We start from the raw sequence: 15,259 nt of genomic DNA, 5'->3' as shown, positions 1-15,259 counted from the left end.
GCGTGCAATCCTTGGCACCCTGCCCGGTTGCGACGCCGGATGCGGGTATGAAAGCCGTACACTCGGACCGGCCAATTTGTATCAATTGGTACTCCTTCCCGGCCTTCCGGACATCCCGGCCCCATCCCATCACCACCATGCCAGCAGACGCCGAGCGCTCCGCGCGCCTGTTCCGTGACGAAGCCCTGGACGCCCAACGCGCGTCCACCGTGGGCCGCATCGTGCTCACCCCGCGCCTGTCGAGCTTCTGGGTCAGCCTGCTGGCCGCCCTGATGGCCGTCGCGGTGGTCGCTTTCATGATCTTCGGCAGCTACACGCGGCGCGTGACCGTCAATGGCCAGTTGGTGCCCGCCGCCGGGGTGATCCGCGTGCACACCCCCCAGGCCGGCGTGGTGTTGGAAAAACACGTGACCGACGGCCAGGCCGTGAACAAGGGTGAACTGCTCTACGTGCTCAGCAGCGACCGGCTGGGTGACGGCGCGCGCGAGGTGCAGGCCGACATCGCCCGCGCCGTGGGCGCGCGCAAGCAGTCGCTGGAAGACGACATCCGCCGCTCGCGCCAGGTGCAGGCCGATGAAACCGCCGGCCTGCAACGCCGGCTGGACACGCTGCGGGCCGAAACGGCGGCGATCGCCGCCCAGATCGAACAGCAGAAAGACCGCGTGCGCATCGCCGAAGACACCGAGCGCCGCTACCGCGGCCTGGCCGACCAGGACTACATCGCGCGCGAAGAGCTGCTGCAAAAGCAGATCGATCTGAGCGAACAGCGCTCGCGGCTGCGCGGTCTGGAACGCGATGCCCTCGGTGTGCAGCGCGAAACCGCGCAGGTCCGCCAGGATCTCGACTCCGCCCGCTGGCGCCATGAAAACCAGCTCGCGCAGATTCAGCGCGAGGTCTCCAGCACCGAAGAACAACTGACCGAAGTGCAGGCGCGCCGCCGCGTGCTGGTGACGGCACCGGAAGCCGGCCGAGCCACGCTGGTGCAGGCCGAAATCGGCCAGGTGGCCGAAACCACCCAGGCGCTGGTCACGCTGGTGCCGCTGCACGGCGAACTGCGGGCCCGGCTGTACGCCCCGAGCAGCAGCATCGGCTTCGTGCAGCCGGGCGACACGGTGCTGCTGCGCTACCAGGCGTTCCCGTACCAGAAGTTCGGGCAGCACGAAGGCGTGGTGGAGTCGGTGTCGAGCTCGGCCGTGGGGCCCGCCGAACTGGCCACCTTGCCGGCCACCGGCCTGGCCCCGGGCGAGCCGGTGTTCGCCATCCAGGTGCGGCTCAAAACGGGCCAGGTCCAGGCCAACGGCCAGCCGCGCCCGCTGCAGGCCGGCATGCTGCTCGACGCCGACATCCTGCAGGAACGCCGGCGCCTCTACGAATGGATGCTGGAGCCGCTGTTCAGCCTGACCGGGCGCATGGCCTCGTGATGCCCGCGCCCCACCGGAGCCCCCTGTGAACTGGACCGAACAACTGTCTTTCGGCTTGCGCCGCACCACCCCGGTGGTGCTGCAGACCGAGGCCGCGGAGTGCGGCCTGGCCTGCCTGGCCATGGTGCTGGGTCACCATGGGCTGGCCACCGACCTGGCGGCGCTGCGCTCGCGCCACACCTTGTCGCTGACCGGGGTGACCCTGGCCACGCTGACCGACATTGCCGCCCGCGAACAGCTCGGCACGCGCGCGCTGCGGCTGGAACTGGACGAACTGCCGCAACTGCGGCTGCCGGCGATCCTGCACTGGGACCTCAACCACTTCGTGGTGCTGCAGTCGGTCAGCGGCCGCCAGGCGGTGGTGCTGGATCCGGCCTTCGGCGAACGCCACCTGAGCCTCGACGAGGTCTCGCAGCACTTCACCGGCGTGGCGCTCGAACTCTGGCCCAACCCCGGCTTCCAGCCACGCGATGAAAAGACGCGCGTGCGTCTGTCGCAGCTCATCGGCCAGGTGTCGGGCTTCTGGCCCTCGCTCGCCCGCATCCTGATGCTGTCGCTGGCGCTGGAGGTGTTCGGCCTGGTTTCGCCCCTGTTCATGCAGTGGGTGCTGGATGAGGTCGTGGTCTCGCGCGACACCCAGTTGCTGACCACGCTGGCACTGGGCTTCGGCCTGCTGCTGCTGCTGCAAAACGCCACGGGCCTGGTGCGTTCGTGGCTGCTGATGGTGATCAACACGTCGGTGTCGGTGCAGTGGAAAGCCAATGTGTTTGCCCACCTGACGCGGCTGCCGCTGTCGTACTTCCAGAACCGGCACCTGGGCGACGTGGTGTCGCGATCCGAATCGGTGGAAGACATCCAGAACACCCTCAGCACGGCCGTGGTCGAAGCGCTGTTCGACGGCCTGCTGGTGGTGCTGACCCTGGTGCTGATGTTCCTTTACAGCCCGGAGCTGGCAGGCGTGTCGGTGCTGGGCGTGCTGCTGTATCTGGTGCTGCGGCTGCTGTGGTTCCGCCCGTTCTACGCGGCCTCCGAAGAATCGCTGGTGCGCGATGCGCAGCAGTCCACGCACTTCCTCGAAACGATCCGTGGCATGCGGGCCATCCAACTGTTCGGGCGCCAGCAGCAGCGCCAGGGCGCCTGGCAGACCCTGCTGGTCAGCGCCACCAATGCCCACCTCAAGGTCGAGAAGATGCAGATCCTCTACGGTCTGGCGCGGGGCCTGCTCAGTGGCGGCTTCATGATCCTGATCGTCTGGCTGGGCGCGCGCCAGATCGTGTCCACCGAACTCACGGTCGGCATGCTGATGGCCTTCCTGGCCTACCGCAACCAGTTCGACAGCCGGGTCATGGCCCTGATCGACAAGGCCATCGACCTCAAGATGCTGCGCCTGCATGCCGAACGCCTGGCCGACATCGTGCTCACCCCGGCGCTGCCACGCGCCGACCGCCTCGACGCCCAGGCCATTGCCCAGCGCCAGATCGCCGGAGACAACGAGACCGCCAGCCCCACCCTGCAGATCGACCAGGTGCGATTCCGCTATGCCGACATGGCACCCTGGGTGCTGGATGGCCTGACGCTGGACATCGGTGCCGGCGAGGTCGTGGCCATCACCGGGCGATCCGGCTGCGGCAAGACCACCCTGATCAACCTGCTGCTCGGCAGCTACACCCCCACCGAAGGCCAGATCCGCGCCGATGGCGTGCCCCTGTCGCAACTGGGGATCGAGCGCTGGCGCGAAGGCGTGGCCACCGTGATGCAGGACGACAGCCTGTTCGCGGGCTCGATCCGCGACAACATCACCTTCTTCGACCCCGAGCCCGATCTGGACTGGATGGTCACCTGCGCCGACATGGCGGCCCTGCACGAAGACATCGAAGCCATGCCAATGGGCTACCAGACCCTGACCGGCGACATGGGCACCGTGCTCTCCGGTGGCCAGCGCCAGCGCCTGCTGCTGGCGCGCGCCCTCTACAAGCGGCCCCGCGTGCTGGTGCTGGACGAGGCCACCAGCCATCTCGACCTCGAATCCGAACAGCGCGTCAACGACGCCATCTCGGCCCTGCCGGTCACGCGCCTGATCATCGCCCACCGCCCCGAAACCCTGCGCGCTGCACCGCGTGTGGTCGAACTGCGCGAGGGCCAGGTGCACTTCGATGGCACGCCCGCCGACTACTTCGCGATGGTGGCGCAACGCCGACGCGACCAGGAGCCCGCATGAACCACCGCCCCCTGCGCGCAGCCCTGGCCGTGGCCAGCGCTCTCGCCGGGCTGACCGGTCCTGCGGGTGCGGCCGACACACCGGACCCGGTGCTCCGGTTGTCGACCTGGCTGGGCCAGCTGCCCCTGGACCGGGCTCCTGGGGCCCCACCCCCTGACGCCGAAGTGCTGAACTGGCTGCCCGGCAGCCCGGTCTGCCAAGCCCCCGGCCAGGCCCCCTGGGGGCACCTGACCGTGGGCGACGCCGTCGCACGCACGCTGTGTGCCAGCCCGGCCCTGCGCCAGGCACTGGCCAGCGTGAGCGAGCAGACCGCTGGCGTCGATCTGGCCGAGGTCGAATTCCGGCCGCGCTGGAGCGTGAGCGCCGGTTACAGCGCCGACCGCAACTTCAACGCCAGCGGCAGCCTCGGCCGCACGCTCGATGCCACCGTGGGCCTGTCCTGGGTGCTGTTCGACTTCGGGCAGCGCAGCGCGGCGCTGCGCGAGGCCCGCGCGGGCTTGTCGGCCGCACTGGCCCAGCAGGGCAACACCCTGCTGGAGACCTTGCGCGAGACCTTGCGGCTGTATGGCGAAGCGGTGATCGCAGCGGCCAGCCTCGACGCCACCCGCGAGGCCGAAGCAACCGCCTCGCGCACGGCCGCCGCGGCCGATGCCCGGCACCGCGCCGAAGTGGGCAGCCAGATTGAGCGCCTGCAGGCCCAGACAGCCCTGGCCCAAGCCACCCTGGAGCGTGTGCGCGCTGAGGGTACCTGGGAAAACGCGCGGGCCGCCCTGGCCCTGGCCCTGGGCGCCGAACCGGCACAACCGCTGCAACTGGCCGACTGGGAAGCCCTCGTCCAGACCAACCAGGCCGCGCCGGACTTGGCCGTGCTGGGGCAGGAAGTGCGCCAGACCCATCCCCGCCTTCAGGCGCTGCGCGCGCAGATCGACGGCGCGGATGCCCGAATCGAGGCTGCCCGGGCCCAGACCCGTGGCAGTGTGACCACGGGCGTCGCCGCCGGGACCTCGCGCAACTGGGGGTCGGCCGGCACCGGCACCCTCCCTGCCGGCAGTGCCCAGATCCGTCTGAACATCCCACTGTTCGATGGCCGTGAAAGCAAAGCCCTGCAAACCCAGGCCGTGGCCCGGAAGACCCAGGCCGAGGCCGAGCTCGAAACCGCACGTCGCGACGTGGAAAGCCAGCTCTGGCAGGCTTTCCAGGCGCTGCAGACCGGGCGCCAGAGTCTCAGCGCCAGCGAACGCCTGCTCCAGTCAGCCCAGGCCACCTACCAGGTGGCCCATGGCCGCTATCAGGCGGGGGTGGGCTCGGTGCTGGACCTGCTCAACGCCCAGGCCGCGCTGGCCGAAGCACGGCGGCAGCGGGTGACCGCACAAGTCGAGCTGCTCAACGCCCGTCTGGGCCTGAGCCTGGCCAGCGGCCGCCTGGGCGCGCGCTGATCGCCCCAGGAAAAAAGCCCGAAAGCCAAAGGCTTTCGGGCTTTTCAGCATGTCGCTGCCGACGAGCAGATCAATACTCTTCGGGCGGCTCCACCGGCTCCACCGGGACCGGCGTGGGATTGCACTTGGGCTTCGGCTGGCACTTCGGCTTGGGCGAGCACTTGGGCTTCGGTTGGCACTTCGGCTTGGGCGAGCACTTGGGCCGGCAGAAGAAGAAACCACCGGCCACATCAGCCATCTCTTGTTGGGTCAACGTACGCATTTTGTACTCCAGGAAATAGAAGGAACCTTGAAAAAGGTACCAAAGTATAAAGTTCTAAAGCACTACTTGTAAATGAACGTATCGCCTTTAACAGCCGTTCCCGCGAGAACAATCGCACGCATGCCCGGGGTTTCTCGGCCGTTTTGATCAGAAAAAATAACCCGAAAGGACTCAGAAACAGCCGCTGACTGGCCATCAGCTCGGGTGCGCAATCACCAGAGCCGCTGCCGCCATGAAAGCCACCGCGCTGTCGCCAGGCTGCAAGGCGCAGGGATGCGCCGCAAAACCGACCCAGTGGTCACCCCCTTCCAGCGCCAGCACCACCTCGTCGTGCCGGGCCCCTGCCGCGATCCGCTCGACCCGGCCCTCCAGGCAGGTTCCAGGCTGGCGCGGCACACCGAGCGCCGGCGCCTGCCCGGCGCTGATGGTCACCGCAGTGGCTTTGCACAGCACCAGGACTGGCGTGCCCGCCGACAGCGCCAGCAGATCGGCGCTGTCCCAGGTGATCACCGACACCAGCTCGGCGCCGCCCCGCGTGCGCAGCCGGACCGCCACCATCGGATCTTCGGCGGAAGCCTGCTCGCAGACCACGACAGTGCAGGCGAGCTGGTTGCGCATGCTGGTGCGCAAACCGAGCCCGCCCAGTGTCGGCAGGGGGGTGTCCGCTGCCACCTGCCCGCCAAGGGGCAAGGCGCCGAAGCGCTGCAGCACCGACTGACGCGCCTCCGCCATGGCATCGGCAAGCACCAGCAGTTGCTCGCCTTCGGGTGTCAGCCGCGCCCCGCCGCCGCCCTGCCCGCCCACGGTGCGCTCCACCAGCGGCTGACCGCTCAGGTTGGTCAGGGTATCCAGGGCCTGCCAGGCCGCCTTGTAGCTGATGCCGGCATCGCGCGCGGCCTGAGATATGGAGCCCGTTTCGCCGATGCGACGCAGCACTTCCAGCCGCTTGTCGCTGATCGCATGGCCGAGCGCCTGGCCAAGGCTGTCGATGGGCAGAGAAGACATGGCGCCATTGTTTCACGGCGCCATGCCCGCCTTCCACACGTCAGAAGAAGCCCAGCTTGTTCTCGCTGTAGCTGACCAGCAGGTTTTTGGTCTGCTGGTAGTGGTCCAGCATCATCTTGTGGGTTTCGCGCCCGATGCCGGATTCCTTGTAGCCACCGAAAGCGGCGTGCGCCGGGTAGGCGTGGTAGCAGTTGGTCCACACACGGCCGGCCTGGATGGCGCGCCCCATGCGGTAAGCCAGGTTGCCGTTGCGGGTCCACACGCCGGCGCCCAGGCCGTAAGGCGAATCGTTGGCGATGACCAGGGCTTCGGCTTCGTCCTTGAAGGTGGTCACGGCCAGCACCGGGCCGAAGATTTCCTCCTGGAAGATGCGCATCTTGTTGTGGCCCTTGAACAGGGTCGGCTGGATGTAGTAACCGCCTTCGATGTCACCGCCGAGCTGGGCGCGTTCGCCACCGATCAGGACCTGAGCGCCCTCTTCCTTGCCCAGTTGCAGGTAGGACTGGATCTTGTCCATCTGCATCTGCGAAGCCTGCGCGCCGATCATGGTCTCGGTGTCGAGCGGGCTGCCCTGCTTGATGGCGGCCACACGCTGCAGGCAGCGTTCGATGAAGCGGTCGTAGATCGACTCCTGGATCAGGGCGCGGCTCGGGCAGGTGCAGACCTCGCCCTGGTTGAAGGCGAACAGCACCAGCCCTTCGATGGCCTTGTCGAGGTAGCTGTCGTCCTGGGCGATCACGTCTTCGAAGAAGATGTTGGGCGATTTGCCCCCCAGTTCCAGCGTGGCTGGAATCAGGTTGGTCGCGGCGGCCTGGGCGATCACGCGGCCGGTGGCGGTGGACCCGGTGAAGGCAATCTTGGCGATGCGCTTGCTGCTGGCCAGCGGCATGCCGGCTTCGCGACCAAAGCCGTTGACGATGTTCAACACGCCCGCCGGCAGCAGGTCGGCGATCAGCTCGGTGAGGATGAGCAGCGAAATCGGCGTGGACTCGGCCGGCTTGAGCACCACGCAGTTGCCGGCGCCCAGCGCGGGGGCGAGTTTCCAGGCCGCCATCAGGATCGGAAAGTTCCAGGGAATGATCTGGCCCACGACGCCCAGCGGCTCGTGGATGTGGTAGGCCATGGTGTTTTCGTCGATCTCGCTGATGTTGCCTTCCTGCGCCCGCACACAGCCCGCGAAATAGCGGAAATGGTCGATGGCCAGCGGGATGTCGGCGTTCAGGGTTTCGCGAATTGGCTTGCCGTTGTCGACGGTTTCGGCGTAGGCCAGCAGTTCAAGGTTGGCTTCCAGGCGGTCGGCGATCTTGAGCAGCACATGGGCGCGCTCGGCCGGCGAGGTCTTGGCCCACTGCGGGGCGGCGGCATGGGCCGCGTCGAGCGCCAGCTCGATGTCGTCGGCGGTGGAGCGCGCAGCCTGGGTATAGACCTTGCCGTTGACGGGCGTGACCACGTCGAAATACTGGCCGCCCACCGGGGCCTTCCACTGGCCGCCGATGAAATTGTCGTAGCGGGACTTGTACTGGATCTTGGCGCCGGCGGCGCCGGGAGCGGCGTAAATCATGCTTGTCTTCCTCTGGGTGGTTGAGAGAACGGAATGCCTTGCAGGCGCCGAAGCCTTTTCAAAACCTGTGCCACCCCGGGCGGAAACGCCAACCTCTTGATTTCGCAGGTTTTTTCCCCGCAAGCGACGGACACCGCCCCAAGCACGGACGTTCCAGGACGCCACACCTGTCACAGAACGAGACAGTCGGACAGGTCTGGCGCGTACCAGGCCTTAGGCGCTCCCGGCTCTGCCTATACTGGCCCCATCCACCGAGAGCCCCTTCCCGAAGGCCCGCCGCCGGCTCCCTGCCGGTCAGGAGACAAAACCATGGACATTCCGTCGCAGGCCCTGGCGCTGCGCAAGGCCCGCCGGCACCTGATCGAACACGGTCGCTGTTCGAGCGAGCACCTGGACGAACGCCTGGCCCGCTCCTGGCAGCGCAGCCTGGCCGCCGGCCTGCAGCCCCTGGGCCGCTTCGACCCCGCGGCCACCCTCGACACCCAGGGCCTGAGCCTGCTGCGCGCGCGACACCACGAACTGCTCGCCCACTCGCTGCCGGTGATGGAATACCTGTTCGAGCAGGTGCGCCACAGCCAGAGCGTGGTGGTGCTGGCCGACCCGCAGGGCACGCTGATGCACACGCACGGCGACACCCACTTCCTGGGCAAGGCCGAACGCATCGCCCTCACCAGCGGTGCCAGCTGGCACGAGCAGGAGCGCGGCACCAACGCCATCGGCACCGCCATCGCCGAACTCAGTGCGGTGGCGATCCACGGCGGCGAACACTATCTCGAACGCAACGGCTTTCTCACCTGCGCAGCGGCGCCCATTCTGTCGGGCACCGGGCAGTTGCTCGGCATCCTCGACATTTCGGGCGAGCACCGTCCGGGCCACCCGCACACCCTGGGCCTGGTCAGCACGGCGGCGCGCATGATCGAAAACCGCCTGCTCGATGCCCACAGCCGCCACCTGCTGCGGCTGCACCTGCACCACCGGCCCGAAGGCGTGGGCACGGTGGCCGAAGGCATCGTCGCGTTTTCGGAAGATGGCTGGGTGCTGGGCGCCAACCACAGTGCCCTGCAACTGCTCGGCATCGGGCGCAGTGCGCTCGCCAGCACGCGGCTCGACGATCTGCTGCAACCGGGCCTGCAGCGCTGGCTCGACGCGCAGCGGCGGGCCCCTGACCAGATGCTGGTGTTGCAACGCCCCGACGGCAGCACCCTCTACGCCCGCCTGCGCTGTGACGCCCCCCCAGTGCCCGTGGGTCGGGCACCGCAGGCCACGCCGACACGGCCGGTGTTGGCCGACGCTGCGACCACGGACGCTTTGTCCAAGCTCGATACCGGCGACCGGCGCTGGCGCACGGCCGCCGACCGGGTGCGACGGGTGCTGGGCAAAGGCATTCCGGTGCTGGTGCAGGGCGAGTCCGGCGTTGGCAAGGAACTGTTTGCGCGCGCAGCGCATGAGAGCGGGCCGCGGCGGAGCGGTCCGTTCGTGGCCATCAACTGCGCGGCCTTGCCCGAGTCGCTGATCGAGTCCGAACTGTTCGGCCATGCCCCGGGGGCGTTCACCGGCGCCCACCGGCACGGCCGCACGGGGCTGCTGCGCGACGCCCATCGGGGCACGCTGTTTCTCGACGAAATCGGTGACATGCCGCTGGCGCTGCAGACCCGGCTGCTGCGCGTGCTGCAGGAGCGCCAGGTGGTACCGGTGGGCGCTTCGGCGGCGGTGCCGGTCGATTTCGCCCTGATCTGCGCCACCCACCAGAACCTGCGTCAGGCGGTGGACGAAGGCCGCTTCCGGGCCGATCTCTATTACCGCCTCAACGGGCTCTGTGTAGAGCTGCCACCCTTGCGCGAACGCAGCGACCTGGCGGTGCTGACCCAGCGCCTGCTGGCCGAGATCGAACCCGACCGGCCGATGGCGGTCGCGCCGGGGCTGCTCGACACGTTCGGCCGCCACCACTGGCCCGGCAACCTGCGACAGTACGCCAGCCTGCTGCGCACCGCCTGCGCCCTGATGCCGGACGAGACCACGACCCTGGACTGGGAGCACCTCACCGAAGACCAGCGGGAAGCCCTGCTCCAGCCCGCGTGGCAGGCACCAGTACCGGTCACCGGCAGCCGCCCACCCCAGAGCCTGCAGGAGCTTTCGCTCAGCGCCATTCACCGGGCGCTGGAGAACAGCCGGGGCAACGTGTCCCTGGCCGCCCGGCAACTGGGCATCAGCCGGCAGACGCTCTACCGCAAACTGGGGGCGTCCGAAAGCCGGCCCTGAAGCGCGGGGCTGCGGCCCTTCACGCCAAAGGCGCCATGACGGCCGCGTAGTCCGCCGCTGCGGCGGTGTAGAGGTGGGACGTCACCAGCACGTCGGCGCCCGTGGCGGCATAGGCGGCCACGTTGTCCTGCCGGATGCCCCCGGCCGCGTTGACCGTCAGGTGCTGCCCGGGCCGCAGCGCCCGCAGTTCAGCCACCAGCGGCGTCAGCGCCGCGGGCGCCATCTTGTCGATCTGCACACCATCGGCGCCTGCGCGCACCGCCGCCAGGGCATCGGCCGCATTGACCACTTCAACCAGCAGAAACTTCTCGGGGCTGGCCCGCCGGGCCTGGCGCACCAGGTCCGCCAGTGCCGTGTCGGGCATGAAGTGGCGGTGCTGCGCGAACACCAGCAGGCTCTCCGAAAGGCCGGCCCGGTGCACCATGCCACCGCCGCACAGCACCGCGTACTGCTGCAAACGGCGCGCCCCGGGAAACGCCTTGCGGGTGGCCGCGAGCTGCACATTCGACTGCAGGGCACGCGCGTCGCGCAGCATGGCCGCCGTGGCGCTGGCAATGCCGCTGAGGTGTTCGATGAGATTCATGCCCTGCCGCCAGAGCACGTGCAGGGCGTGCGAACGGCCCTGCACCTGCAGCACCGCCTGCCCCGCCGCCACCCGTTCGCCGTCGGGCACCAGGCTGTGAACCACCAGCCCCAGGCTGCGGGCCATCTGCGCACAGGGCGCCACGCCCGCGACCACGCCGGGCTGGCGCGCCAGGTAGCTCAGAGTGCCCGGCACATCGGGCATGCCGATGGCACGCGTGGTTTCGTCGTGCAACGGCTGGTCTTCCTGGATGAGGCCATCGATCTCGGCCTGGCTGAAATGGATCATGACAAGTTCCTTGAGCGGGGCTGGAAACAGCGCACCAGCCCGAAAAGCAGCAGACAGAACGCCCCCAGGCAGAGGCTGAGCATCGCGGCCTGCCGGTAATCGCCGCCCGACACGGCATTGAAGATGGCCAGCGACAGCGTCTCCGTGCGCCCGAGGATGTTGCCCCCCAGCATGAGGCTGATACCAACCTCGCCCATGCCCCGTGCCAGCGCCAGCAGCACCCCGCCCGCGAGCGCGGCGCGGGCAATGGGCAGGTGCACCCGCCAGTAGGCCGCCAGGGGGCCGCAACCCAGGTCGAGCGCGGTTTCGTGCAGGTCGCGCCCTTGTGCCTGCAGGGCCGTCTGCAGGTTCTTGACCGCCAACGGCAGGCCGGCGATGAAAGCCGCCAGCCACAAGCCGGCAAAGCTGAACACGAAATCGATACCCAGACGGGCCAGCCAGGGTCCCAGCAGCCCCTGCCGCCCGAGCAGCCACAACAGCCCGAAACCGATCACCACCGGCGGGAACGCAATCGGCAGCGTGACCAGAATGTCCAGCCAGGCCGGCCGCCGCAGGCCGAATTCGAGCGCCCAGGCCAGCCAGGCCCCCGCCAGCACATAGGCCGGCGTCACCGTCACGGCCAGCCAGGCGCTCAGGCGCAGCGCCGCCCAGGCGCTGTCGTCGGGCATCACAAACCGGCGCGGCGCAGCAACTCCTGGGCTTTCGGCGCGCTCAGGAAGCGGGTCCAGCGCTCGCGCGCAGCCTGGGTCTGTGGGTGCGCACCGGGCGCCGGCATGGCGGCCACGATCTCGATCGGGCGGTAGCTGCCCTCTCCCGCCGGCAAGGGCAGGAAACCGCCGAGCTGCGCCTGGGCACCCAGCGCTTCGGTGAGGTTCACAAAGCCCAGATCCACCTGGCCCGACGTCAGATAAGCCGACACCTGTGGCACCGTGCCGACGATCTTCAGCCGCGGCTGCAGCCCCTCCCAGAGCCCCTGCGCCTGCAGCCATTGCTGGGCTGCCAGGCCGTAAATCGCCTGCTGCGGGTGCGGCATGGCCACCGACAGGCCGGCCACCTCAAGCCACGCCCGGGCACCCGCCGAACCAGACGGTTCCGGCTGGCCGGGCAGATCGCGGCGCCAGGCGAGCGCCATCACGCCCTGGCCCAGGGGCAGCCGCTGCGACAGGTTCAGACCTTCGGCCTTGCGGATGAAGTCGGCATCACCGACCAGCACATCGACACGGCCACTGGCCCGGGCCTGGGCAAACACCTGCTGGAGATTGCCGTAACTGCGCTCCACCGCGATGCCGGTCTCCTGCGTGAATGCCTGGCACAAAGCCTCCAGCGGCCGCCGATACCCCGCCCCCGCCATGAGCAGCAGCGTGGCGCTGTCGCTCTGTGCCCCGACCCGCAGGGGCACGGTGGACAGCGCAGCCCACGCCAGCCCGGCGGTCAGCCATTGCCGGCGCTCCATCGCCGGCGCAGCGGCGTGTGGCACAGGGTTTGCATGAAAACGGTCGTCGAACGAAAACGTCATGGAACTCTCCGGCAGCGGGGCTTTGTTACACTCGCTATTCTATTATTGAATAGCGAACAGCCAGCGCTGTTTCGACCTTGCCACGGCATCCGCCACCCTGTTCAGGAGTTCCCCATGCGCCGATCCTTCGCCCGCCTCTCTACCCTGATGTTCGCCCTGGTCGCCCAGACCGGTGCCTGGGCCGCCGAAGCCCAGGTGGCCGTGGCGGCCAACTTCACCGAACCCATCAAGGCCATCGCGGCCGTGCTGGAAAAGACCACCGGCCACACCCTGAAGGTGTCGCTCGGCGCCACCGGCGCGTTCTACACGCAGATCAAGAACGGCGCGCCGTTCGACGTGTTCCTGGCCGCCGACGACGAGCGCCCCGCCCTGCTGGAGCGCGAAGGCCTGACGGTGCCCAACACCCGCTTTACCTACGCCACCGGCAAACTCGTGCTCTGGTCGGTCGATCCCGCCCGGGTGGACGCCCAGGGCGACGTGCTCAGGTCCCCGGCGCTGCGCAAAGTGTCGTTCGCCAACCCGAAGACCGCCCCCTATGGCGCTGCGGCCGTGCAGGTGATGGAGCGCATGAGCCTGGCCGATGCACTCAAACCCAAGCTGGTGCAGGGCGAAAGCATCGGCCAGGCCTTCAATTTCGTGAAGACCGGCAACGCCGACGTGGGTTTCGTGGCCATGGCGCAGGTGCTGCAGGGCGGCAAACTCAAGGAGGGTTCGATGTGGGTGATTCCGCAGGCCCACTACGACACCATCCGCCAGGATGCCGTGCTCCTCAAGCGCGGGGAGCAGAACGAAGCCGCCAAGGCCCTGCTCAAACTCCTGCAGAGCCCCAATATCAAGGACCTGATCCGTTCGTACGGCTACGATCTCTGATCCGATCCGCCGCCCCACCGTGTTTCTGACGCCCGACAACCTCCAGGCCATCTGGCTGACCGTCAAGGTCGCCGCCCTCACCACCGCCATCCTGCTGATGCTGGGCACGCCACTGGCCTGGTGGCTGGCCCGCTCGCGCTCGTGGATCGCCCGGCCCGTCGGGGCGCTGGTCTCGCTGCCGCTGGTGCTGCCGCCTTCGGTGCTGGGTTTTTACCTGCTGGTGCTGCTGGGCCCCCTGGGCCCCGTCGGGCAATGGATGCAGGCGGTCGGGCTGCCCCCGCTGCCCTTCACCTTCAGCGGCCTGGTGGTGGCTTCGGTGTTCTATTCCTTGCCCTTCATGGTCCAGCCCATCCTGAACGCCATGCAGGCCCTGGGCGACCGCCCGCTGGAAGTGGCGGCGACCCTGCGCGCTTCGCCGTGGGACCGCTTCTTCCACGTGGTGCTGCCGCTGTGCCGGCCGGGCCTGGTCACTGGCTGCATCATGAGCTTTGCCCACACGGTGGGCGAATTCGGCGTCGTGCTCATGGTCGGGGGCAACATTCCCGGCGTCACCCGGGTCGTCTCGGTGCAGATCTTCGATCACGTGGAAGCCCTCGAATACGCCGACGCCCACCGCCTGGCCGCCGTCATGCTGGTCTTCGCCTTCGCCGTGCTGATCACCCTGCAGGTCTACAACGCCCGCGTCGCGCGCCGCACACGTGCCTGAGACCATGACCCGACACCCCCTGATCCTGCGCGCGCATCTGGCCCGCGAAGGCTTTGCCCTCGATGTCGACCTTCGCCTGCCCGGACACGGCGTGAGCGCACTGTTCGGTCCGTCCGGCTCGGGCAAGACCACCTGCCTGCGGGTGCTGGCCGGCCTGGAGCGCGACGCCCAAGGTCTCGTCTCGGTCGACGATCAGACCTGGCAGGACAGCGCCCGCCAGCTGTTTGTGCCGGTGCACCGGCGCGCCGTGGGCTACGTGTTCCAGGAAGCCAGCCTGCTGGCGCACCTGAGCGTTGCCGGGAATCTGCGCTTTGGCTGGCAGCGGACCCCGCCGGCCCAGCGCCGGCACGGCTGGGACCAGGGCTTGGACCTGCTGGGCATAGCACACCTGCTGCAGCGCATGCCGGCCGAACTCTCGGGCGGCGAACGCCAGCGCGTCGCCATTGCCCGAGCGCTGGCCACCAGCCCCCAAGTGCTGCTCATGGACGAACCCCTGGCCGCGCTGGACGCTCAGCGCAAGGCCGAGATCCTGCCCTGGCTGGAAAGCCTGCACCGGCAGTTGGACATCCCCGTGGTCTATGTGACGCACTCGCCCGACGAGGTCGTCAGGCTGGCCGATCATCTGGTGCTGCTGGAACAGGGACGCACCCTTGCCCAGGGCCCGGTGGCGGACCTGCTGGCGCGCACCGATCTGCCGCTGTCGCACGGCGACCATGCCAGCACCCTGATCGAGGCGCGGGTCCAGGGGCATTCCCCCGCCGATCAGATCAGCGTGCTGGGATTTGACGGCGGCCGGATCCTGCTGCCGATGCTGGCCCAGACCCTGGGAAAGGACGCCACCGTGCGGCTGCGCATCCAGGCACGCGACGTGAGCCTGGCGCTGCAGCGGCCCGAACACACCAGCGTGCTCAACATCCTGCCCGCCACGGTGACGGACATCATTCCCGATGGTTCGGGTCAGGTCCTCGTCGCGCTGCAACTGGCCGAGAGCGAGCAGACGCCACCCCGTCCCCAGGCCGCCCGCCTGCTCTCGCGCATCAGCGAGTTTTCGGCCCGGCGGCTGCGCCTGACCACCGGGCAGAAGGTCTACGCGCAGATCAAGGGCATCGCCATCGTCCGCTGACCGGTCAGCAA

General features: G+C 68.6%; 12 protein-coding genes. 7 read left to right on the top strand and 5 right to left on the bottom strand.

The window, feature by feature from the left end; genetic code table 11:
- Positions 1 to 137 precede the first annotated feature (137 nt).
- The 3 genes from L0977_RS00280 to L0977_RS00270 are packed head-to-tail and all read left to right on the top strand — an operon-like array spanning position 138 to position 5,075.
- A complete protein-coding gene (locus tag L0977_RS00280; protein ID WP_234262726.1) occupies positions 138 to 1,421 on the top strand; it encodes an HlyD family secretion protein in 1,284 nt (427 codons plus the stop codon).
- Between the two features lie 25 nt (positions 1,422 to 1,446).
- Positions 1,447 to 3,639: a peptidase domain-containing ABC transporter gene (locus L0977_RS00275; protein ID WP_234262725.1), complete on the top strand. Its 2,193-nt coding sequence runs from the start codon at positions 1,447 to 1,449 to the stop codon at positions 3,637 to 3,639.
- A complete protein-coding gene (locus tag L0977_RS00270) occupies positions 3,636 to 5,075 on the top strand; it encodes a TolC family protein (RefSeq protein ID WP_234262724.1) in 1,440 nt (479 codons plus the stop codon). The genes L0977_RS00275 and L0977_RS00270 overlap by 4 nt, the downstream gene beginning before the upstream one ends.
- Before the next feature lie 457 nt (positions 5,076 to 5,532).
- On the opposite strand, the gene L0977_RS00265 is transcribed toward L0977_RS00270, so the two are convergent.
- Both L0977_RS00265 and exaC read right to left on the bottom strand, forming a co-directional pair.
- Positions 5,533 to 6,342: a TOBE domain-containing protein gene (locus L0977_RS00265; protein ID WP_234262723.1), complete on the bottom strand. Its 810-nt coding sequence runs from the start codon at positions 6,340 to 6,342 to the stop codon at positions 5,533 to 5,535.
- 40 nt (positions 6,343 to 6,382) lie between these two features.
- A complete protein-coding gene (gene exaC, locus L0977_RS00260) occupies positions 6,383 to 7,903 on the bottom strand; it encodes an acetaldehyde dehydrogenase ExaC (protein ID WP_234262722.1) in 1,521 nt (506 codons plus the stop codon).
- 309 nt (positions 7,904 to 8,212) lie between these two features.
- Between exaC and L0977_RS00255 the strand changes: the two genes are divergently transcribed.
- Entirely contained in the window at positions 8,213 to 10,162 is a 1,950-nt protein-coding gene (locus L0977_RS00255; protein ID WP_234262721.1) for a sigma-54-dependent Fis family transcriptional regulator, read from the top strand.
- 19 nt (positions 10,163 to 10,181) lie between these two features.
- Here L0977_RS00255 and modD read toward each other — a convergent pair whose 3' ends face one another.
- The 3 genes from modD to L0977_RS00240 are packed head-to-tail and all read right to left on the bottom strand — an operon-like array spanning position 10,182 to position 12,549.
- Positions 10,182 to 11,033 carry a ModD protein gene (gene modD / locus L0977_RS00250; protein WP_234262720.1) on the bottom strand — a complete coding sequence of 284 codons (852 nt, stop codon included), beginning with the start codon at positions 11,031 to 11,033 and terminating at the stop codon, positions 10,182 to 10,184.
- Positions 11,030 to 11,701, bottom strand: a complete 672-nt coding sequence (locus tag L0977_RS00245; RefSeq protein ID WP_234262719.1) for a molybdate ABC transporter permease subunit — start codon at positions 11,699 to 11,701, stop codon at positions 11,030 to 11,032. Before L0977_RS00245 ends, modD begins: the two co-directional genes overlap by 4 nt.
- On the bottom strand, positions 11,701 to 12,549 hold the full coding sequence (locus L0977_RS00240; RefSeq protein ID WP_234262718.1) for a molybdate ABC transporter substrate-binding protein: 849 nt from the start codon (positions 12,547 to 12,549) through the stop codon (positions 11,701 to 11,703). The genes L0977_RS00245 and L0977_RS00240 overlap by 1 nt, the downstream gene beginning before the upstream one ends.
- A gap of 114 nt (positions 12,550 to 12,663) precedes the next feature.
- Between L0977_RS00240 and modA the strand changes: the two genes are divergently transcribed.
- Genes modA through modC form a run of 3 tightly spaced genes read left to right on the top strand, consistent with a single transcriptional unit; the run spans position 12,664 to position 15,248 of the window.
- Entirely contained in the window at positions 12,664 to 13,419 is a 756-nt protein-coding gene (modA, locus tag L0977_RS00235; RefSeq protein WP_234262717.1) for a molybdate ABC transporter substrate-binding protein, read from the top strand.
- Positions 13,420 to 13,438: 19 nt separating this feature from the next.
- Positions 13,439 to 14,125 carry a molybdate ABC transporter permease subunit gene (gene modB / locus L0977_RS00230; protein ID WP_234262716.1) on the top strand — a complete coding sequence of 229 codons (687 nt, stop codon included), beginning with the start codon at positions 13,439 to 13,441 and terminating at the stop codon, positions 14,123 to 14,125.
- Positions 14,126 to 14,129: 4 nt separating this feature from the next.
- Positions 14,130 to 15,248, top strand: a complete 1,119-nt coding sequence (modC, locus tag L0977_RS00225; protein ID WP_234262715.1) for a molybdenum ABC transporter ATP-binding protein — start codon at positions 14,130 to 14,132, stop codon at positions 15,246 to 15,248.
- The last annotated feature ends 11 nt before the right edge of the window (positions 15,249 to 15,259 follow it).

Source organism: Hydrogenophaga sp. NFH-34 (genome assembly GCF_021401345.1).
GTDB lineage: Bacteria > Pseudomonadota > Gammaproteobacteria > Burkholderiales > Burkholderiaceae_C > Hydrogenophaga > Hydrogenophaga electricum.
Note: the sequence above shows the minus strand (reverse complement) of the source record. Positions and strands in the feature narration are given on the sequence as shown.